Origin of the sequence: Pseudomonas sp. NFACC56-3, assembly GCF_900100025.1 — a bacterium.
Lineage (GTDB): Bacteria > Pseudomonadota > Gammaproteobacteria > Pseudomonadales > Pseudomonadaceae > Aquipseudomonas > Aquipseudomonas fluorescens_AA.
In genome coordinates this window covers 105,955-126,682 of the sequence record NZ_FMTK01000003.1, presented here as the reverse complement: position 1 = coordinate 126,682, position 20,728 = coordinate 105,955, and the positions used below count along the sequence as shown (strand labels likewise).

The 20,728-nt window shown below is 57.5% G+C and carries 17 protein-coding genes, 5 tRNA genes and 1 pseudogene; 5 read left to right on the top strand and 18 right to left on the bottom strand.

Annotated elements, in window-relative coordinates; translation table 11 throughout:
- Nucleotides 1-301 precede the first annotated feature (301 nt).
- From valS to BLO80_RS05790, 3 genes and pseudogenes are all read right to left on the bottom strand, one after another.
- The gene (valS, locus tag BLO80_RS05800; protein WP_092327205.1) at nucleotides 302-2,869 is read right to left on the bottom strand and encodes a valine--tRNA ligase; all 2,568 of its coding nucleotides are present in this window, start codon (nucleotides 2,867-2,869) and stop codon (nucleotides 302-304) included.
- Nucleotides 2,870-2,902: 33 nt separating this feature from the next.
- A pseudogene (locus BLO80_RS05795) lies at nucleotides 2,903-3,306 on the bottom strand (transposase); the annotation flags it as partial.
- An 874-nt stretch (nucleotides 3,307-4,180) separates the two neighbouring features.
- Entirely contained in the window at nucleotides 4,181-5,746 is a 1,566-nt protein-coding gene (locus tag BLO80_RS05790) for a methyl-accepting chemotaxis protein (protein ID WP_092327204.1), read from the bottom strand.
- Nucleotides 5,747-6,705: 959 nt separating this feature from the next.
- Between BLO80_RS05790 and BLO80_RS05785 the strand changes: the two genes are divergently transcribed.
- The 3 genes from BLO80_RS05785 to BLO80_RS05775 all read left to right on the top strand — a co-directional run bounded on the left by BLO80_RS05785 (nucleotide 6,706) and on the right by BLO80_RS05775 (nucleotide 7,798).
- Nucleotides 6,706-6,993, top strand: coding sequence for a type II toxin-antitoxin system Phd/YefM family antitoxin (locus BLO80_RS05785; protein ID WP_092327202.1), 288 nt, complete (start codon nucleotides 6,706-6,708; stop codon nucleotides 6,991-6,993).
- Complete coding sequence (locus tag BLO80_RS05780; RefSeq protein ID WP_092327201.1) at nucleotides 6,990-7,298, top strand: type II toxin-antitoxin system RelE family toxin; 309 nt, start codon at nucleotides 6,990-6,992, stop codon at nucleotides 7,296-7,298. The genes BLO80_RS05785 and BLO80_RS05780 overlap by 4 nt, the downstream gene beginning before the upstream one ends.
- A 359-nt stretch (nucleotides 7,299-7,657) precedes the next feature.
- Nucleotides 7,658-7,798: a hypothetical protein gene (locus tag BLO80_RS05775; RefSeq protein WP_371914566.1), complete on the top strand. Its 141-nt coding sequence runs from the start codon at nucleotides 7,658-7,660 to the stop codon at nucleotides 7,796-7,798.
- Nucleotides 7,799-7,877: 79 nt separating this feature from the next.
- Here BLO80_RS05775 and BLO80_RS05770 read toward each other — a convergent pair whose 3' ends face one another.
- On the bottom strand, nucleotides 7,878-8,156 hold the full coding sequence (locus tag BLO80_RS05770) for a hypothetical protein (RefSeq protein ID WP_092327574.1): 279 nt from the start codon (nucleotides 8,154-8,156) through the stop codon (nucleotides 7,878-7,880).
- A gap of 266 nt (nucleotides 8,157-8,422) precedes the next feature.
- The gene (locus tag BLO80_RS05765) at nucleotides 8,423-8,695 is read right to left on the bottom strand and encodes a hypothetical protein (protein WP_003203821.1); all 273 of its coding nucleotides are present in this window, start codon (nucleotides 8,693-8,695) and stop codon (nucleotides 8,423-8,425) included.
- A gap of 1,110 nt (nucleotides 8,696-9,805) precedes the next feature.
- On the opposite strand from BLO80_RS05765, the gene BLO80_RS05760 reads away from it, so the two are divergent.
- Nucleotides 9,806-10,102 (top strand): DUF3892 domain-containing protein, encoded by a 297-nt coding sequence (locus BLO80_RS05760; RefSeq protein WP_092334458.1) that lies wholly within the window; start codon nucleotides 9,806-9,808, stop codon nucleotides 10,100-10,102.
- Between the two features lie 537 nt (nucleotides 10,103-10,639).
- Here the strand turns inward: BLO80_RS05760 and BLO80_RS05755 are convergent.
- Both BLO80_RS05755 and BLO80_RS05750 read right to left on the bottom strand, forming a co-directional pair.
- The gene (locus tag BLO80_RS05755) at nucleotides 10,640-10,945 is read right to left on the bottom strand and encodes a DUF2388 domain-containing protein (RefSeq protein ID WP_371856624.1); all 306 of its coding nucleotides are present in this window, start codon (nucleotides 10,943-10,945) and stop codon (nucleotides 10,640-10,642) included.
- A 150-nt stretch (nucleotides 10,946-11,095) separates the two neighbouring features.
- Nucleotides 11,096-11,172, bottom strand: a tRNA-Val gene (locus BLO80_RS05750).
- Nucleotides 11,173-11,355: 183 nt separating this feature from the next.
- Between BLO80_RS05750 and BLO80_RS05745 the strand changes: the two genes are divergently transcribed.
- Nucleotides 11,356-12,639, top strand: a complete 1,284-nt coding sequence (locus BLO80_RS05745) for an NAD(P)/FAD-dependent oxidoreductase (protein WP_060741450.1) — start codon at nucleotides 11,356-11,358, stop codon at nucleotides 12,637-12,639.
- Between the two features lie 205 nt (nucleotides 12,640-12,844).
- On the opposite strand, the gene BLO80_RS05740 is transcribed toward BLO80_RS05745, so the two are convergent.
- The 11 genes from BLO80_RS05740 to accD form a co-directional block, all read right to left on the bottom strand.
- Nucleotides 12,845-12,921: transfer RNA gene (locus BLO80_RS05740), tRNA-Asp, on the bottom strand.
- Nucleotides 12,922-13,010: 89 nt separating this feature from the next.
- Nucleotides 13,011-13,087, bottom strand: a tRNA-Asp gene (locus BLO80_RS05735).
- An 89-nt stretch (nucleotides 13,088-13,176) separates the two neighbouring features.
- Nucleotides 13,177-13,253 (bottom strand) — tRNA-Asp (locus tag BLO80_RS05730).
- A 58-nt stretch (nucleotides 13,254-13,311) separates the two neighbouring features.
- Nucleotides 13,312-13,387, bottom strand: a tRNA-Val gene (locus BLO80_RS05725).
- A 103-nt stretch (nucleotides 13,388-13,490) separates the two neighbouring features.
- The gene (locus tag BLO80_RS05720) at nucleotides 13,491-14,264 is read right to left on the bottom strand and encodes an SDR family oxidoreductase (protein WP_092331360.1); all 774 of its coding nucleotides are present in this window, start codon (nucleotides 14,262-14,264) and stop codon (nucleotides 13,491-13,493) included.
- Nucleotides 14,261-15,472, bottom strand: coding sequence for an O-succinylhomoserine sulfhydrylase (locus BLO80_RS05715; RefSeq protein ID WP_092331363.1), 1,212 nt, complete (start codon nucleotides 15,470-15,472; stop codon nucleotides 14,261-14,263). The genes BLO80_RS05720 and BLO80_RS05715 overlap by 4 nt, the downstream gene beginning before the upstream one ends.
- Before the next feature lie 55 nt (nucleotides 15,473-15,527).
- The gene (gene purF, locus BLO80_RS05710; RefSeq protein ID WP_053123453.1) at nucleotides 15,528-17,033 is read right to left on the bottom strand and encodes an amidophosphoribosyltransferase; all 1,506 of its coding nucleotides are present in this window, start codon (nucleotides 17,031-17,033) and stop codon (nucleotides 15,528-15,530) included.
- A gap of 41 nt (nucleotides 17,034-17,074) precedes the next feature.
- Nucleotides 17,075-17,635: a CvpA family protein gene (locus tag BLO80_RS05705; RefSeq protein ID WP_030142022.1), complete on the bottom strand. Its 561-nt coding sequence runs from the start codon at nucleotides 17,633-17,635 to the stop codon at nucleotides 17,075-17,077.
- An 89-nt stretch (nucleotides 17,636-17,724) separates the two neighbouring features.
- Complete coding sequence (locus BLO80_RS05700) at nucleotides 17,725-18,396, bottom strand: SPOR domain-containing protein (RefSeq protein WP_092331365.1); 672 nt, start codon at nucleotides 18,394-18,396, stop codon at nucleotides 17,725-17,727.
- On the bottom strand, nucleotides 18,380-19,687 hold the full coding sequence (gene folC / locus BLO80_RS05695; RefSeq protein ID WP_092203801.1) for a bifunctional tetrahydrofolate synthase/dihydrofolate synthase: 1,308 nt from the start codon (nucleotides 19,685-19,687) through the stop codon (nucleotides 18,380-18,382). Before folC ends, BLO80_RS05700 begins: the two co-directional genes overlap by 17 nt.
- On the bottom strand, nucleotides 19,684-20,604 hold the full coding sequence (gene accD / locus BLO80_RS05690) for an acetyl-CoA carboxylase, carboxyltransferase subunit beta (RefSeq protein ID WP_072407026.1): 921 nt from the start codon (nucleotides 20,602-20,604) through the stop codon (nucleotides 19,684-19,686). The genes folC and accD overlap by 4 nt, the downstream gene beginning before the upstream one ends.
- Nucleotides 20,605-20,728: the final 124 nt, after the last annotated feature.

The window sequence follows — 20,728 nt, the reverse complement described above, 5'->3', positions numbered from 1 at the left end:
TTGCGCTGGGAAGCTCACCGTTGGACGAGCGAAAAAACAGCCGCGTGCCGTCGGGCTTGAGCACTATTCGCAGCGGCGTACGTTTCGTTAGCCGATACCATCCGAGGAAAGCCACACCAGACGATCGCACAATCAGTGAAGCACGCTCGCTGATATCCCTGCCCAGTTGATATGCCCACCACATCACAACAAGGCTTGCGAGGATGATGCCCGGCCATTGCCTCCCAGGTAACGACTATAGACGTGCTCGCGAAGCGATCTCCTTGATCGCCCCGCGAATTGACTTGACCTTAAGTCTACGTCACTCCAGCCATACACCGACCTGCCGCTCAGTTCCCTCTATAAACACCAAAACTTCAACCTGACCTGCTTCGATCAAGTCTTGGCGAACGCCTTTTATCATTTCAAGCTGCGCAGCAACGTCAACCAGTTCAACACGTGCTACCGAAGCCTTCATGGATTGGCGGGCATCGGATTTTGCTTTGCGAATCGCAGATAGCACGGCACTAACATTCATCAATAAGCTTTCAATAGACGCGTCAGGATAAGCCCCCCCTTGCGGCCAAGACGCATTGTGCACTGAGCCGCAATTCCAAGATTGCCAGACTTCCTCACACACAAATGGCAGAAATGGCGCAAACAGTCGCTGCTGCACACTCAGCGCATGTGCAAAAGCATTACGGGCCGAATGGCCTTCTGGTCGATAGGCGCGACGCTTGACCAATTCGACGTAGTCATCGCAAAACCACCAGAAGAACCCTTCGATACGCGACAGCGCTGCACTATAGTCGTACGCCTCCAGCGCGAACGTAGCGTCCTGGACTACGCCGTCCAAGCGTTTAAGCATGGCCTGATCCAGCGGTTGGTCGATATCCCCGTTGTCATCCTTCGCAAAGCCTTGAACCAACCTTGATAGATTGAACAGCTTGACGGCCAAACGGCGGCCGATCTTCATCTGCTGTTCTTCAAAGGCTGTATCACTGCCGAGCCGCGCTGAGGCTGCCCAGTAGCGCACACCGTCACTTCCATACTGGTCGAGCAAGGCTTGAGGGGTTACCACGTTACCCTTGGATTTAGACATTTTCTTACGGTCGGGATCAAGGATCCACCCAGAGAGCGCGACATTACGCCATGGCACGCAACCATGTTCAAAATGGCTGCGTACCAGTGTCGAAAATAGCCAAGTGCGTATTATGTCGTGACCTTGGGGCCTGAGATCCATGGGGTATATTTTGGCGAACAACGCGTCGTCCTCGCCCCAGCCTCCGACGATCTGAGGCGTCAGGGAACTGGTGGCCCAGGTATCCATGATGTCCTGTTCGCCAACAAAACCGCCGGGTTGACCACGCTGCTCGGGTCGATACCCAGGCGGAGTATCCAGATTTGGATCAACGGGCAGGCTTTCCTCGCAGGCAATAATCGGCGTGCTGTAGTCCACTTCGCCTTGTGCATCCAGCCTATACCAGAACGGAATCGGTACGCCGAATGTGCGCTGACGACTGATGAGCCAATCACCGTTCAAACCGCCTACCCAATGCTCGTAACGCCTGAGCATGTGCTGCGGATGCCAGTCCAGCGTCTGACCAGAGGCAAGCAACAAGTCCCGCAGGCTTGCGTCGCGTCCGCCATTACGCAAATACCATTGCCGAGTGGCGAGAATTTCCAAAGGCCGGTCGCCTTTCTCGAAAAACTTAACCACGTGTTGAATCGGTCGGGGTTCATCTTGCATGGCGCCGCAGTCGAGCAACATCGACACGAGCTGTGTGCGAACCTGGGACAAATTACGGCCAGCCAAGCCTGCATAGGCCTGTTGGCTGCGGGGTGTCGTCAACCAGGAGGGTGTCTCAAGCAACAGGCGCCCATCTTTTCCTAGTATTGACCGCGTTGGCAACTGCAACTCCCGCCACCAAATCACATCGTTAAGATCGCCAAAGGTGCAGACCATCACCAAGCCGGTGCCCTTGTCAGGATCACCCAAAGGGTGTGCCAGCAGCGGTACGTCCAAGTCAAAAATCGGCGTGCGCACGGATTGTCCGAACCGCGCCTGATAACGAACGTCGTCCGGGTGAGCCACCAGCGCCACACATGCCATCAGTAGCTCAGGCCGAGTGGTAGCAACCCTCAATGCGGCGCCATCAGCCGTCTCAAAGCCGAGTTCGTGATACGCACCAGCGACCTCGCGCTCTTCAAGCTCTGCTTGAGCCACGGCTGTCTGGAACGTTACATCCCACAGACATGGGGCTTCCTGGCTATAAAGTTCGCCACGCTGATAGTTACGAAGCAAAGCGCGCTGACTCGCTCGTTGAGAGCGCTCATCAATGGTGGCATATGAAAGGCTCCAATCAACGGACAAGCCCAGTTGCACGAAGAGTGCACGGAACGCTTGCTCATCAATGGTCGTCAGTTCGTGGCACAACTCGATGAAGTTGCGCCTACTGATGACAGTAAAGTCACCTCGCTTTAATGGAATGGGCTCAGGTGGCCTGAAATCAGGCTGATAAGCTGCCAGCGAGTCGCAACGTACGCCATAGAAATTCTCGACCCTGCGTTCGGTAGGCAAGCCGTTGTCGTCCCACCCCATGGGGTAGAACACAGCCTTACCTCGCATGCGCTGGAATCGAGCGATGATATCTGTATGGGTATAGCTGAAGACATGACCGACATGCAACGAGCCTGAGGCCGTCGGCGGGGGTGTATCGATGGAGAACACAGCGTCGCGTTGGGCTGTGCGGTCAAAGGCGTATGTGCCTTCGAGCTGCCAACGTTGAGACCAGCGTGTTTCAAGGTTTTCGAGCGAGGGGGTGACAGTTTGATCGTTTAGAACTTCATCACGTTTAACGGTGACATAGCATCCTCCTGTTAATATCAAAGGGCACAACAGTGAGTGTGCGCCGGGTAAAATTTATATTGAATCGCCTTTGAAAAGTAAACCCCTAATCGGCAGCAGCTCGGCGATGTCACTTGCACGCTGTGTTGGCAGTCGCGCCAGAACGTCTTTCAAGTAAGCATATGGGTCATGCCGTTGAGCTTCGCCGGCTGGATCAGGCTCATCAGCACCGACGCGCGTTTGCCGCTGCGCAATGATCCTGCGAAGAGCCAATTCTTGCGTCCAAGAGCCCATGGCCGGATCTGTCGCTCGATGTGGTTGTTATCAATAGGCACCGCACCTGACAATGCTGGCCAGCGTTTCAGGCTGTAATCCAGAGCCTTGGCAATGGCCACGCCATCATGCATAAGCTCGCGCTGGGCGATCATCCAGGCGTGCAGCCTATCTATCACGGGAACGGCTTTTTCTTGCCGTATTCGTCACCGTAACTCTGGTTTCAGGTCGCGGTTCTCACCCAAGAGCTTCTGGCTCATGGCAACACGAACACGCGCCACTCCCTCTGACTGAGCAGGCTCTTCGTATGGAACCGAAGGTATTCCAGAGCAACCGGTAAGGGCTGCAGCAAAAAAGTTACGAAAGCGACAACCCGCATGACCATGTCCTTATGTACTCGATAAATCCAAAAAAAAACCCGGCACTATGGCCGGGCTTTTTGTGCACGCCTACATACGCAGGAATGACAGGATGAACAGATGATGGCTTGTTGGCTCACCGGGAGTCAAACAGCTTTTATGTGGTCGCAGCAAACGTTAGGGACGCCCTGGCAACGCTCGATCAAAACGAGGCATTCATAAGGATGGCCCTGGCTGTTCTGATGACGATGGAGTGACATCCTGATCGTCTGACGCAGCTTTCGGAGGGATCCAATAGGCATCTCTCACCTCATCTAAAGCCTGCCATGGTTCAGCGCCGAACCTCTCATTTGGACAGCCCGACTCATGGCTAAACATGAGATTTCTATCTAGCTCGGACTGCTCCATGCCGCAGCTTTTGCATTTCACGATCTGATTCTGAAGGGCCCATTTTTCGTGCCAGGAGATGAGCTTTTCGAGGGGTGTCATTTTCTAACATTCCGACCAAACCTGTACAAAATATAATTTATGTATAGGTTTTTCGCTACCCCCCCCTCTCTTTATACATTGTGAAAATCGTCGATGAGCAGCTCGCAGTGGCCCACAACGGAGCCTGTTATCTGCAGAAGGAAGAGGCAGGTCTTGATGACCTGATAGGCGCCCTGCCAGGCACTTGAATTCAAGGCCCGCCATGGACGGGCTACTCACGAAAGTACGCCAGCTATCGATTAAAGCGCTCGACAAGCGAATATTGCGTTGACGCTGTCTTGGTCAACTCCTTGTTCAGATTTGCCGATTGGTTTGCTTGTTCAGAAGTTTGGTCGGCCAGGTGAGCGATCGTTGTGATGTTACGACTGATCTCTTCGGCGACGGCTGTTTGCTCCTCAGTGGCGGCAGCAATCTGTGTGGTCATGTCGGTGATGTGAGAGACGGCCTCGCTGATGCCCTGTAAAGCCTTATCCGCCTCAAGCACCCAAGAAACGCCTTCCTGCGCTTGACGGTGACCGCTTTCCATTTTCTCCACTGCATTGTTGGATGACGTCTGGAGCTTGGTGATCAGGTCATGAATCTGGGTTGTTGATTGCGCAGTGCGCTGGGCTAATTGACGAACCTCATCAGCCACTACAGCGAACCCTCGACCCATGTCGCCAGCACGCGCTGCTTCGATCGCGGCATTGAGTGCGAGCAGATTGGTCTGATCGGCAATGCCTTTGATCACATCGACAACCGTACTGATTTCGCTGCTGTCCTTGGCCAACTGGGCAACTGTCAAACTTGTTTCGCCTACAACGGTAGAGAGGCGCTCAATAGCCACACGGGTATCCCGAGCGACTTCACGGCCTCGACCGGTAAGGAGGTTCGCTTGTTGCGTGGCGTCAGCCGTCCTTTGAACATGGCTCGCAACTTCCTGGGTGGTCGCAGCCATTTGGTTGACCGCGGCAGAGACCTGCTCGGTTTCTAGGCGCTGACGGTCCAAACCTTTAGAGCTGTCAGTGGCGAGCACGTCAGATTGCTCAGCGAGCGCACTAAGTTGTTCGGCGGTGTCTTGCAGTCGAGTCAGGCAAGTCTTCAGGCGCGAAGTCTGACTGACGAAGGCTGCTTCTAAACGGGCTTGTAGTCCGCTCGCATCGCTATACATCTGGGCGATGAGTGAATCAGAAGTAGAGGGTTCAGCCATCTGCAACAGACGCAGAGTGCCTCGACTCTGCCAGTGCGAAGAGAGCAATCCCACCGGCACTGCTATGGCTATGGTCAGGGCTATCGCCACAGATGCACTGAAGAACAATCCTAACGAGGAGCCAGTCAAACCTATGGCGACATACGGCAAACAACCCATTAGAGCGGGCAACCAGCGGTCTCGGCGAGGGGTTTCCGGCTTTCCCTGACCGATGCGCTTATAGAGGGATTCCGCGCGGCGGATCTGATCAGCTGTTGGTTTCACTCGAACCGATTCGAAGCCTACCACCTGGCTGCCTTCAAATATTGGTGTGACGTAGGCGTTGACCCAATAGTGATCGCCATTTCTGGAGCGGTTCTTAACGATGCCCATCCATGGCCGGCCCTGCTTGAGAGCCGCCCACATGTGGGCGAAAACGGCAGGGGGAACGTCGGGATGACGGACAATATTTTGCGGAGCACCAATCAGATCGGCTCTCTCAAAACCGCTGATCTCTACAAAGGCATCATTGCAGTAGGTAATAACCCCCCGAACGTTTGTCGTCGAGATGAGCTTCTGCTGAGGCGCGAGTGAAATCTCACGCTGTGTTACCGGCTGATTATTTCTCATTCCGATGGTTCCTTGGTTCCTTGACTCCTTAAGAAGCCATCGGCCAATAAGTGAATAAACTGAATTTACTTATGAGAAAAATCATTGCGCCGCTGACTGACAACACACCCAGCAATCGAGGTGTGCGCCGAATTGGCGTTCCGAGGTGGGGGGTTGCAAATGGCGGGAAGCAAAAAGAGGTTACCGTTCCCGGTGAAAACGCAGAAAACGGGGACAATCCCTGAGGAACCTCCGAATTTTCTTACGAAAAATCAAGAAGTTGGAATATTGAAGAGACCTGCATGAGTCGGCAGCTTGTGCTGCACCACACAAAACAAGATCCCGCCCCAGGCAGTCCATCCGATTCTTACACAGCGCGCTCGCTCAAGCACTTACCGGTGTTCACTCTCGTCGCCTGAAAACGTTGATGTGTTGTGTCAGCGCATTGCTACGAGGACGTCGGCTCACTCTGACGGGGCTTGGTCGATTTTTACCGAGCAAAACCTATCCCAAATACACCATCAAACGAGTGGATCGGTTGCTGGTAATCGGCATCTGCAAACCGAGCGCCCGCTGTTTTACTCGGTCAGGCTGCGAGCCCCCACTAGGAATTGAGCTGTTCGAGACACACAAAGAGGCGCAAGACCTCGCGAATCAGCTCGCCGACAAGGACTTAGAAGATTAGGAGATCGCTAGGGCTGAGGGATACGACCTGCTCGCCCTCCTCGGCTTGGTCGACATCGTAGAGATCGGCGGTGAGCAGATTGCGATGACTTACAAAGAAGCCAGCTATTTGGAGAAGGATAGAGCGAACTTCGAGGAGCTGGTCGCCGCCCTGCCATCATCCTAAAACGAAACAGGCCGATACCAGGCTCACGCTTTCAGTGCATTGACCGGACTTGAGCGTGAAATCCAGATCCAGAGCGCTTGCCCCCCAAAATAAAAAGACCAAAATAAAGGACTATATAGGAGTCTTATCCATGCAAAATATTCTGGCTGACGTGGCTGTCAGCGTATCTGAACTCAAGAAGAACCCGTCTTCCGTCTTGAGCAGCGCCAATGGGTTGCCCGTGGCCGTGCTGAACCACAACCGAGTCATGGGTTACATGGTCCCCGCCAACGTCTACGAGGCGATGGTTGAGCGCTTGGATGAACTGGAACTGGTTCATTTGGTCAAGTCACGACTCGACGCCAACGAAACACCTGTTCGAGTATCTCTCGACGATCTCATTGGCGAGGCCGAGGCAGATATCGACAATGGCCGTTGAGTACGAAGTCGAGTGGGATCAAGGCGCTGAAAGAACTGCGAAAGCTCGACGGCACCATCCGCCTCCAGTTCTTGCGAAAGCTCCAGGAACGGCAAGCCGGGCCACGAGTGCCAGGCGATGCGCTTCACGGTATGAAGGATTGCTACAAGATCAAATTGCGCGGCGCCGGCTACCGACTTGTGTACCGCGTTGAGGATGAACGGATTGTCATCCTGGTGCTGGCCGTCGGCAAGCGGGAACGAAGCAGCGTCTACGATTCGGCCAAGAATCGGGATTCCTCAGGGACAGACCACGATTTGAAATAACTTACTTGGCTCTCACAATCATGGCCGGTCCCGGTTTTCTCTATTTAGAAGGCTTGTGCACTGGCAGGGTTGGATGTTTCGGCTTATTTTCTGGGTTTACGTGGCGCCTTCTATCATCCTTACCATCGTCGCGCGCTGGTTTAGGTCCCGGTTTGATGTTGGTTAGCATGCATTTCCCCTTGCGTCCGCAAATTGATTTCGATGTGAAAATAGAAAGACGGTTGCGGAGCATCTACCGCGCAACCTTTCTAAGCTTCGCAAAAAATACGTAGCGTCAATTTGCCGTGAGTCAATGCAACGAGCGAACAGGACACAGTTGCTTGGAGGACCGAACTCGGTGGAGCCTGCATAATCGTGGTGTGTCCCTAGACTTGCCCGGCGACGCAACGCATTTGATTCGCCGTAAGGCCAAGGCCTGGCTGATCCTGCTGGTCACCTGGATTCTGAGCGGTCGCAACGTCCACCGCGCGGCCGTGGTGTCCCGCCGTGACAACAATTGACATGTGCGGCATAGACGAACAGCTCGAAGCCATCGCCAAGCGCATCAGCCAGAACTACCCGTGATCACTCCCCCTTCAATTAGATAAAGGCCCATAGGAACCTAACGTTAAGGAAAATCAGAACCAGCGCTGTTAAAAGGCCGGGTGAGCGCATCACACCCAGAAAAATGTAAAGAAATGGGTTCAGCATGCCAATCATGAACAAGGCCAACGCTTCAGCGCCTGGTTTGGCCGGGTCAAACAGAGCCCAAATCAAAAAACCCGCCCATATTGCCCAGAAAAAGTACATCGTCACGCCATCGAAGCGGAAAAAGGCCCGCTTAAAAGTGTGTCCTACCGTATCGGTCTCGTTGAGCATCTGCGCCACCGCGTAATCAATTCACATAAATCATAGCTGGTTGTCTCCGCCCCCTTAACTCTCCCCCATTCAAGGTCTACCGCTATAGCGGCAAGGACAAGTGCGCCTGTGAGTATCATCGACGATGTAATAACGGACAAAATTGATGAAAACGGGGATGGGACAGACCACGATTTGAGCTCACTTGTAATCGGACCGTCTCGTAATCGTAGTCTGCCCCCACTTTCCTCTTATGAAACAGGCAGCTTATAAGTTGCCCGCCCTCATTATTCCGCCGCCTGCGCCCGCAATCGTCTTCCAATTACATCCATAACATCACAACCATCGCGTAACGATGTGGTGAGCAATTTACAAAAGTCAGTCAACACCACCGTGTCTGAGCTGATGTCCGAGCGGAACGCGATATTTTCCAGGACTTGGGTCACAGTGCGGATACGGTAATCAGCGGTTTCGAAAAGGACGTCCAGAGGCGCTTCGGTGTCGATGAGCAGGGTTGCGGGGATGCAATCGATACCGGTGATGGGCATGTATCGGGTCATGAGTAGTACCTTCATTCAATTGTTAAGGACTACCACTCAAACGTCGCCAAACGAAAGGGTGGCAGCTGTGCTCGGGTTGGCGAACCGGGAATGAAAGCGAACCGGCAGACTCGAAAGTCTCCCGCACACAGCTGCCATAAAGCAGTCTGCAACTGCAAAAAAGCCCCGCAGTGTAGCAGGAGCTTCTGCGCTTCATTCAATCGAGTCGCCAAACCCGAATCGCCACCTGGGCGACAGAGAGACAATAAATGGCACGTCCAGAGGCTGCAATGCACTGGTTTCCGAGGTTTGTGTAGGAATTTGCGTCGCTGCCACTCGCGGCGCTCGTTTGAGTCGTCATAAGCCGCAGCGAAGGGACGTAGGGGAAAGGAGACGGAAAGAGGACAATTTTTCCCCAACCAGCCAAAAAAAGACTTTCAGCGCGGCGAAATAAATCTGTCCCCTTTTTTCCTCCTGCTGCATCTGGGCTTCATCACCGATGGCAACAGCAGAGCTGAGGGGCGCCGCCTGAGAGAGGCTTTACTTTTCGTGGCGATAATCGATCCAATAACGCCATGTCGCTGGCCAATCTCATGCAAGTCGCGTTGTGTGCCGGCCTTATCTGTCTTTGAAATACAAAACGCCCGACGCGGTGCATCGGGCGTTAGGGTGGAACAGGTGTAAACCTATTTCAGGACTAGATAGCAACAAAAAAGGGCCCACCTTTCGGTGAGCCCTTCTAGACCGCCCAGCAGAGCGGATTTTGTTTGGTAGGCGCGATTGGACTCGAACCAACGACCCCCACCATGTCAAGGTGATCGGCTGACGATTGTAACCATTTGATTAAAAAGGAAAACTAATCATTTTTGACATACTCAAAAACACGTCGATCAGCCTATAAGAATCAATAACCTAGCGTTGGATATTCCTACAGTGGGACTCTCTCTCCGCCGTCCAGCCGACTGCAACCAAATCCCATGCAACGCCGCAGGGAGATGATGCAGGTAAGGGCTGACCATGTGAATCTCGGACCATGACTCAACGGTGCTCAATCGCCCCCTTGAATTCCTTACCGGGCGCCACCATTTAGCCATCGCCTCATTTGAGGTATGAGCCTATCAGGAGGCTACCGTGGCGGACTTCTGCATTACAAAAGTGAAATACAGCGACGACGGCGAGCACATTGAGTGGGTAGTAGTCAGAGAGGAGCTGGAAGGAAAAATCGGATCCGAGCGTGTCGTAGAGCGAGCATTCGTGGCAGATCTAATCCGACGTAATATGGCGAGCTTTCAAACTCGTATCTTTAACTCCACAAAGAAACAATGGATTAAAGGCGCCGACATTCATGTCGTAGAAGACGAGTTTCTCAGTACCGTCCGCAATAGCACCAAGCGAGATAATTTAGGGAACCTCCCGCTACTTGAGTAGACGCGAAGTTAGCAGCTATCGGGGGATTCTTATCTGATAGCTGGCTTTTCCGACCGCCTATCCTGGCTGCTACCTGATTGCATTCGCAAGGGGCGCCCAGGCCAACTTCCTGAAAAGGGTGAAAAGGGGACGTGAAAAGGCGTGCGGTGAAAAGGGGACAGATTTATTTTCTAGCCGCCTGCCAGTTGATCCAAGCGAGTCCATTCGATAAAAACGCTCAGCGCAGCGAAGCAAAGAATATATCCGTCCCCTTTTCTCCTACCGCTTCTAGAACCGCTGCGACACGAATACGTAATACCCGAAAACGTGTCACGGAAATTAACGCTTGCCTATGACCGCGAAGCTCTTCGGGAAGCCGGGGACAGACCACGATTTTGAGTCCACCTGTAATCGGCCCGCCTCGCAATCATGACCTGTCCTTAGGTTTGCTCAAGGTGCCGCTAGCACGTGGAAAGATTCCAGAGAGAATGAAGGTTTCACTAGGAACCGAGATAGCCATAGGCCTAATGACGGTGAAAGAGATGTGGAAATCCCGGCTCAATACGAAGTTACGATTGCTACGGCGAGCTGCTGGTCAGTCATCAGCGCCGGTCTGTAGGTCGTACGGTAATAGCGTACTGCTTGCTCAAACTGAGCGCCGCGAATCTGGCCGTCTGAGCCAATGAATGCAAGCGCATCGGCCTTGGCCGGCTTGAAGTTTTTCGCAGCCAGCATAGAAAGCCCCGTAGTCCCCGAAAGGAGGACAGTTGGAGCCAACGTTATCATCATCATCGAGTTTTGATACGAGCCCCGGTCTTCCGCATCAGCTTGAGCGCTGATCGATACCGTGATGGCGATTACCAAGGTCTTCCATGAGCCCATACTTTGATACTTCCATTGTGATCAAAGGGTTGATATCGGTGGTCGTTTTTCCAAAGTTTTTCCAAACACCAACAAAAAAGGGCCCACCTTTCGGTGAGCCCTTCTAGACCGCCCAGCAGAGCGGATTTTGTTTGGTAGGCGCGATTGGACTCGAACCAACGACCCCCACCATGTCAAGGTGGTGCTCTAACCAACTGAGCTACGTGCCTGCTGTGAGGCGGCATTCTACGGAATTCCAAAGGGGTGTCAACACCTTTTTTTCACCTAACCCTATGAATATGCAAAATATTTAATTTCGCCAATGCCACGCAGATTCGGAGGTGGCTGGCGGCCGATTTTTATCTCGGGTAGGATCGGCGTATTCGTAAAAAATATAAAACAGAGGTTCCAGAATGGCGAACACACCGTACCCAGAGTCCTACTACGCCGCATCGGCCAACCCGGTGCCTCCGCGCCCTGCCCTGCAGGATGACGTCGAGACGGATGTTTGCGTGATCGGCGCTGGCTACACCGGGCTGTCTTCTGCGCTGTTTTTGCTGGAGAACGGTTTCAAGGTCACCGTGCTTGAGGCGGCGAAGGTGGGCTTTGGGGCTTCGGGACGTAACGGCGGGCAGATCGTCAACAGTTATAGCCGCGACATCGATGTGATCGAGCGCAGCGTCGGTCCTCAGCAGGCGCAGTTGCTGGGCAACATGGCGTTTGAGGGTGGGCGGATCATTCGTGAGCGGGTGGCGAAGTATCAGATTCAATGTGATTTGAAGGACGGCGGTGTATTCGCCGCCCTCACCGCTAAACAGATGGGCCATCTGGAGTCGCAGAAGCGTTTATGGGAGCGTTTCGGTCATACCCAGCTGGAGCTGCTGGATCAGCGGCGTATTCGTGAGGTGGTGGCTTGCGAGGAGTATGTGGGCGGCATGCTGGACATGAGCGGTGGGCATATTCATCCGCTCAACCTTGCGTTGGGTGAAGCGGCGGCTGTGGAGTCGCTGGGCGGGGTAATTTATGAGCAGTCGCCAGCGGTGCGCATCGAGCGTGGCGCCAGCCCGGTTGTGCATACGCCACAAGGCAAGGTCAGGGCCAAGTTCATTATCGTGGCGGGCAATGCCTACCTGGGCAATCTGGTGCCGGAGCTGGCGGCCAAGTCCATGCCTTGCGGTACCCAGGTGATCGCCACCGAGCCATTGGGCGATGAGTTGGCTCATAGCCTGCTGCCTCAGGATTATTGCGTCGAAGACTGCAACTACTTGCTCGATTACTACCGGCTGACGGGTGACAAGCGTCTGATCTTCGGGGGCGGCGTGGTGTATGGCGCGAGGGATCCGGCGAACATTGAGGCGATCATTCGGCCGAAGATGCTCAAGGCGTTCCCGCAGCTCAAGGACGTGAAGATCGATTACGCCTGGACCGGAAATTTCCTGCTGACGCTGTCGCGTCTTCCGCAGGTCGGGCGACTGGGGGATAACATTTATTATTCCCAGGGCTGCAGCGGCCATGGCGTGACGTATACGCACTTGGCGGGCAAGGTTCTGGCCGAGGCGTTGCGTGGTCAGGCTGAGCGTTTTGATGCGTTTGCAGACCTGCCTCACTACCCTTTCCCTGGTGGGCAGCTATTGCGCACGCCGTTTGCGGCGATGGGTGCCTGGTATTACGGGTTGCGGGATAAATTGGGGTTCTGAAGCTGCCAACAACAAGGGCTGCTTCGCAGCCCTGCGGGGATAAATCCCCTCGCCACAGCAAGCTGCCTCCCCACGAACTTGTTCCAATCGTTATTCCAAAAACAAAAAACCCCGGTCTTTCGACCAGGGTCTTTGCTATCGACTAGAAGTAGCTTTGCAGCTTTCTTCTTAGCTTCAAGGCGTTCAGCGGGCCTCGAAGCAGATATGGCGCAGCGGACGGGACTCGAACCCGCGACCCCCGGCGTGACAGGCCGGTATTCTAACCGACTGAACTACCGCTGCGTATCGCTATGGACTTGCGTCCAGTTAACTCGTCTGATCAAAACCCTTGGGTCTGGATCTCGAACCAGGCGAACCTGCTTCGGAAAATATGGCGCAGCGGACGGGACTCGAACCCGCGACCCCCGGCGTGACAGGCCGGTATTCTAACCGACTGAACTACCGCTGCGTATCGCTGGGGACTTTCGTCAAGTTAACTCGTCTGATCAAAACCCTTGGGTCTGGATCTCGAACCAGGCGAACCTGCTTCGGAAAATATGGCGCAGCGGACGGGACTCGAACCCGCGACCCCCGGCGTGACAGGCCGGTATTCTAACCGACTGAACTACCGCTGCGCGTCGGTGGAGGCTTTTGACAGCTTCCGTTTTGCTTTCGCAAAACTCTCGTAAAACATGGTGGGTGATGACGGGATCGAACCGCCGACATTCTGCTTGTAAGGCAGACGCTCTCCCAGCTGAGCTAATCACCCTTTGCTTCGTTGAGGCCGCGAAATTTACGCAGGTACCGAAGCTAAGTCAATAGCAGGGTTGAAGTTTTTTCAAAACAGTTTCAAACGGCACCTGCAACCGCCCTCACTCATAAATCATTTTCTTGGTCATGCCACCGTCCACCACGAACTCCTGCCCCGTGACAAAACCGGCATTGCGCGACAACAGCCACGCCACCATCGCCGCCACATCCTCTACCGTGCCGACCCGGCCTGCGGGATGCTGGGCATGATCGGCATCGGTCAGCGGCTGTGCGCGACGCTGGGAGGGATCCCGCGCGTCGATCCAGCCAGGGCTGACGGCGTTGACCCGGATCTCCGGTCCCAGGCTGATTGCCAGGGCGTGGGTCAGGGCCAGCAGGCCGCCCTTGCTCGCCGCATAGGCTTCGGTGTCGGGCTCCGATTGCGCGGCGCGGGTCGAGGCCAGGTTGACGATGGCGCCGTTGTGCGCGCGCAGATACGGCGCGCAGTGCTTGGCCAGCAGCATCGGCCCGCCCAGGTTCACCGCCAGGACCCGATTCCAGTAAGCCAGGTCGAGGCTTTCCAGGGTGATGTTGTGCGGGTCGGCGATAGCCGCATTGCACACCAGCGCGTCGAGCCGCCCGAACTGCCCGAGCACCTCGGCGATACCAGTGGCGACCTGCGCCTCGTCCGCCACGTCCATGGCGATGAACCAGGCATTGCCGCCCAAGGTTTTCGCCACCTTGGAACCGCGCTCGCGGTCCAGGTCGGTCAGTACTACCTGCCAGCCTTCACAGATCAGCCAGGCAGCAATGCCCAGGCCGATGCCCCGCGCGGCGCCCGTAACCAGTGCAACCCGGCCATGAGTGCCGCTCGGCGGCGTAGCCAGCTCAATCACAAGGCCGCCAACCCGCGGGCCAGATCGGCTTGCAGGTCCGCGACGTCTTCCAGGCCGACCGCGACGCGGATCAGGCTGTCACGAATACCCGCCGACTCGCGTTCCTGAGGCGACAGGCGCCCGTGGGACGTGGTGCTCGGGTGGGTGATGGTGGTTTTGCTGTCACCCAGGTTGGCCGTGATGGAAATCAATCGGGTCGCATCAATGAAGCGCCAGGCGCCCTCCTTGCCTCCCTTGACCTCGAAGCTCACCACCGCACCGAAACCGCGCTGCTGACGCAAGGCCAGGTCATGTTGCGGATGGCTCTTGAGGCCGGCGTAATGCACTTTCTCGATGCCGTCCTGCTGCTCCAGCCACTCGGCCAGGGCTTGGGCATTGGCGCAATGGGCCTTCATGCGCAGGCCGAGGGTTTCCAGGCCCTTGAGGAAGATCCAGGCGTTGAATGGGCTGAGGGTGGGACCCGCGGTGCGCAAGAAGCCCACCACCTCTTTCATCTGCTCGCCACGACCGGCCACCACGCCGCCCATGCAACGGCCCTGGCCGTCGATGAACTTGGTCGCCGAATGCACCACCATGTCCGCACCCAGCTTCAGCGGTTGCTGCAGTGCCGGGGTGCAGAAACAGTTATCGACCACCAGCATGGCGCCCTTGGCGTGAGCGATTTCCGCCAGCGCGGCGATGTCCACCAGCTCGGCCAGAGGGTTGGATGGCGACTCGACGAAGAGCAGCTTGGTATTGGCCTTGATTGCCGCATCCCAACCGGACAGGTCCGCCAGGGGCACGTAATCGACTTCCACGCCGAAACGCTTGAAGTACTTTTCGAACAGGCTGATGGTCGAACCGAAGACGCTGCGCGACACCAGCACGTGGTCGCCGGCGCTGCACAGGCTCATCACCACGGCCATGATCGCGGCCATGCCGGTGGCGGTCGCCACGGCTTGCTCGGCGCCCTCCAGGGCGGCGATACGCTCCTCGAACGCCCGCACGGTCGGGTTGGTGTAGCGCGAGTAGACGTTGCCCGGCACCTCACCAGCAAACCGCGCCGCAGCGTCGGCTGCCGTGCGAAACACGTAACTGGAGGTAAAGAACATCGGATCGCCATGTTCGGCTTCCGGTGTACGGTGCTGACCCGCGCGAACCGCCAGGGTATCGAACGCTACGCCTTCAAGGTCGCTGTCCAGCCGACCGGCATCCCAATCCTGACTCATGCTGCCACTCCTTAATCGGTTAAACGCAAACCGGCCCCTCGGGGCCGGTTCGTACTCAGTTGTTGTACAGATCGATGATCGCACTGACCGCCTGGGTCTTGGCCTTGGACGCATCGTTACGCGCGTTCTCGATCTTGTTCAAGTACGCATCGTCGATATCGCCGGTGACGTACTTGCCATCGAATACCGCGCAATCGAACTGTTCGATCTTGATCTTGCCGCCGCCCACCGCTTCGATCAGGTCCGGCAGGTCCTGGTAGATCAGCCAGTCGGCGCCGATCAGGTCGGCCACGTCCTGGGTGGTGCGGTTATGAGCGATCAGCTCATGGGCACTCGGCATGTCGATGCCGTAGACGTTCGGGTAGCGCACGGCTGGGGCCGCGGAGCAGAAATACACGTTCTTGGCGCCGGCTTCACGGGCCATCTGGATGATCTGCTTGCAAGTGGTGCCACGGACGATGGAGTCGTCCACCAGCATCACGTTCTTGCCGCGGAATTCCAGCTCGATGGCGTTGAGCTTCTGGCGTACGGATTTTTTCCGTGCGGCCTGGCCCGGCATGATGAAGGTCCGGCCGATGTAGCGGTTCTTCACGAAGCCTTCGCGGAACTTGACGCCCAGGTGGTTCGCCAGTTCCAGGGCCGCGGTGCGGCTGGTGTCCGGGATCGGGATGACCACGTCGATGTCGTGTTCCGGACGCTCGCGCAGGATCTTGTCGGCGAGTTTCTCGCCCATGCGCAGGCGCGCCTTGTAGACCGAGATACCGTCGATGATCGAGTCCGGACGCGCCAGGTAGACGTGTTCGAAGATGCATGGGGTCAGGGACGGGTTGGTCGCGCACTGACGGGTGTGCAGCTTGCCGTCTTCCGTGATGTAGACCGCTTCGCCCGGGGCCAGGTCGCGAATCAGGGTGAAGCCCAGCACGTCCAGGGACACGCTTTCGGAAGCGATCATGTACTCGACGCCTTCGTCGGTGTGACGCTGGCCGAACACGATCGGGCGGATGCCATGGGGATCGCGGAAACCGACGATGCCGTAGCCGGTGATCATCGCCACCACCGCGTAGCCGCCCACGCAACGGTTGTGCACGTCGGTCACGGCGGCGAACACATCTTCTTCTGTCGGCTGCAGCTTGCCACGCTGGGCCAGCTCATGGGCAAACACGTTGAGCATCACTTCCGAGTCGGAACTGGTGTTGACATGGCGCAAGTCAGATTCGTAGATCTCCTTGGCCAATTGCTCGACGTTGGTCAGGTTGCCGTTGTGCGCCAGGGTGATGCCGTAAGGCGAGTTGACGTAGAACGGCTGGGCTTCAGCCGACGTCGAGCTGCCCGCGGTCGGGTAGCGCACGTGGCCGATACCCATGTGACCGACCAGGCGCTGCATGTGACGCTGGTGGAACACGTCACGCACCAGGCCGTTGTCCTTGCGCAGGAATAACCGGCCGTCATGGCTGGTCACGATACCGGCAGCGTCCTGGCCGCGGTGCTGGAGCACGGTTAGCGCGTCATACAGCGCCTGATTGACGTTCGACTTACCGACGATACCGACGATGCCACACATGCGACGCAACCCCTACTTAATGGATCTGAACTGAACAACACTCACTGCGGCGTTTTGGCCGTCGGCAAGAGGTGTTCCTTGAACGGTATTTCAGCGGGTACGCTGATACCGCTGGCAAGCCACTGACTGCTCCAACCCAGGATCAGGTTTTTGGACCAGTCTGCGACCAATAGAAATTGTGGCACGAGCCGGGACTCCTGCCACCACGTATCCTGCTGCACCGGCCCCAGGCTCAAGAGCCCGACGGCCACGACCACCAGCAACGCGCCGCGCGCCGCGCCAAAGGCCATGCCCAGGAACCGGTCCGTCCCGGAAAGCCCGGTGACGCGAATCAGTTCGCCGATCAGATAATTGATCATTGCGCCAACCAGCAAGGTGGCGATAAACAAGATGGCACAGCCCGCGATCACGCGGGCCGAGGGAGTTTCGATGTATCCGGCGAGGTACTGGGACAGCGAACCACCAAACATCCAGGCTACGACTCCCGCGATGATCCAGGTCAGCAGAGAGAGGGCTTCCTTGACGAAGCCGCGGCTCAGACTGATCAATGCGGAGATGGCGACGATCGCAACGATCGCCCAGTCAACCCAGGTAAATGGCACGGTGCAGCCTACATACGGATAAGGCGGCGCATTTTAGCAGAGCCCAGGGCTGTCGGTAAGCTGCGTGATTCAAATCAGCTAAATCGCCGTCAACCACGCTCTGGCTGGAAGCGCACGACGAACCCCTTAAGGTTTTGCTGGCGGCTGAGCAGGTCACGCAGGCGGTCGGCTTCGGCGCGCTCGATCAGCGGACCGACAAACACCCGATTCTTGCCATCGGCGGAACGGATGTAGGCGTTATAGCCCTGGCTGCGCAAGGTTTTCTGCAAGTTCTCGGCACTTTCGCGACTGGTCAGGCTGGCCAGTTGCACCGACCAACTGACCGACAGGCCATTGGCATCCACACGACTCTGGGTCGTGTCCGGCTTGGCCGGAGCGGCGGTGATCGGCTGGCTCGGCGCCGGCTTGATAGCCGGTGCCGCTGGAACAGGCACGGGGGCGACAGCCGGTTTGCTCGGTGCGGCGGGAGCCGGCGTGGCAGGCGCCGACGCAATCGGCGTGGAAGGCGCGGCAGGTTGCCCAGCCAGTTCCTCGTCGCTTGGCACCGGTTCCTGAGGCAACGCCTGAGGCTCGGGCACGGCCACCGGATCGACCTGCACAGGCGGCACCGAAGGCGCCTGGGGCGCGGCTGGGGCGTCGACCGTGACCTGGCGCTGCTCGTCCTGGCGGGAAAACAGCATCGGCAGGAAAATCACCGCCAGGGCCACCAACACCAGGGCCCCGACCATGCGCTGCTTGTACGCCTTATCCAGCAATGCCATCTGCAGCTTCCTCCGTGGAGTGCCGGGCCAACCATTGAAGGGCCTCGGCAACACAAAAAAATGATCCGAACAGCAGGATTTCATCATCAGCCGTCGCCAGGGCGCACTGCCCTTCCAGGGCGGCGGCCACACTGGCATAGGCTTGCACCGGAGCACCGTGACGCTGCAAGGCCCCCTGCAGCTCAGCCGCCGTACGCGAGCGCGGCGAATCCAGTGGCGTTACCGCCCAGTGCTGGACACTATCATCCAACGCCTCGACAACGCCATCCAGATCCTTGTCGGCCAGCAGCCCGAACACCGCCAGGCGCCGCCCTGCCACGGGCCGCCGCGCCAGGCGCTCGGCCAGGTACTGCGCCGCATGGGGGTTATGGCCGACGTCCAGCAACAGGTTCAAGCGTTTGCCTTGCCAATCGAACTGACGGCGGTCGAGGCGACCGACCACATGGGTCGCCTGCAACGCCTGGACGATTTGCCCGGCTTCCCAGGGCAAGCCCAGCAACAAGTAGGCCTGGAGCGCCAGCGCGGCGTTTTCCATCGGCAGGTCCAGCAGCGGCAGGTCGCGCAACTCCACCGGATTGCCGCGCAGGTCGCTGCCGCGCCATTGCCAATGCTGCTCGGTCATCGCCAGGTCGAAATCCCGACCCCGCAGAAAGAACGGGCAGCTCAGTTCGCGAACCTTGTCCAGCAATGGCTGGGGAGGATTGAGGTCGCCACAGAGCGCAGGCGCGCCCTGGCGGAAGATACCGGCCTTCTCGAAGGCCACGGATTCGCGGGTATCGCCCAGGTAATCGGCATGGTCCACACCAATGCTGGTGACCAGTGCAATGTCGGCGTCCACCAGGTTGACCGTATCCAGCCGCCCGCCCAGGCCGACTTCCAGCACAACCGCATCGAGACCGGCACGGGCAAACAACCAGAACGCCGCCAGGGTGCCCATCTCGAAATACGTAAGGGTTGTATCGCCTCGCCCGGCTTCCACCGCGGCAAAGGCTTCGCACAGCTGGGCGTCAGTGGCTTCGACGCCGTTCACTTGCACCCGCTCGTTGTAGCGCAGCAGGTGCGGCGAGCTGTAGACACCGACGCTCAGCCCCTGGGCCCGCAGCAGCGAGGCCAGGAAGGCGCAGGTGGAACCCTTGCCGTTGGTGCCGGTGACAGTGATGACCCGGGGCGCCGGCTTGGCCAGTCCCATGCGGGACGCTACCGTTTGCGAGCGCTCCAGCCCCATGTCGATGGCCGATGGATGCAACTGCTCGAGGTAGGCAAGCCAGTCGCCCAGGGTGCGTTGGGTCATAGCCCGGCAGGCACTGGCGGAACCACGATCGGCTCGACCGGTGCAGCGACGAATGTCGGCGTCGGCAGGCCCATCAGTTGCGCCAGCAGGTTGCCCAGGCGCGGACGCAGCTCCTGGCGATGGATGATCATGTCGATGGCGCCGTGTTCCAGCAGGAACTCGCTGCGCTGGAAGCCTTCCGGCAGTTTTTCACGCACGGTCTGCTCGATCACACGCGGGCCGGCAAAGCCGATCAGCGCTTTCGGCTCGCCGACGATGACGTCGCCCAGCATGGCCAGGCTCGCGGAAACACCGCCGTAGACCGGGTCGGTCAGCACCGAGATGAACGGAATGCCTTCTTCACGCAGACGCGCCAGCACCGCGGAGGTCTTGGCCATTTGCATCAGGGAGATCAGCGCTTCCTGCATCCGCGCACCGCCGGAAGCGGCGAAGCAGATCATCGGGCAACGGTTTTCCAGGGCATGGTTGGCGGCGCGAACGAAACGCTCGCCGACGATGGCGCCCATGGAACCGCCCATGAAGGAGAATTCGAAGGCCGAGACCACCACCGGCATGCCCAGCAAGGTGCCGCTCATGGACACCAGGGCGTCCTTTTCACCGGTCTGCTTCTGGGCAGCGGTCAGGCGATCCTTGTATTTCTTGCCGTCGCGGAATTTCAGGCGGTCCACCGGCTCCAGGTCGGCACCCAGCTCCACGCGGCCTTCTGCGTCCAGGAAAATATCGATACGGGCACGCGCGCCGATGCGCATGTGGTGGTTGCATTTGGGGCAAACGTCCAGGGTCTTTTCCAGCTCGGGACGGTACAGCACCGCCTCGCAGGATGGACATTTGTGCCACAGACCTTCAGGCACCGAGCTTTTCTTCACCTCGGAACGCATGATCGAAGGGATCAGTTTGTCTACCAACCAGTTGCTCATGCTTTCTTTCTCCAGTACCGGCGGCCCGAACGCTCTGGTTCGCAGCCCCGCGTATGCCCTTGAGCTAAATTCATTGTGCGGCGAGGGTCGAGGCCACCACGGTCAGCGCGAAACATGACCTGCG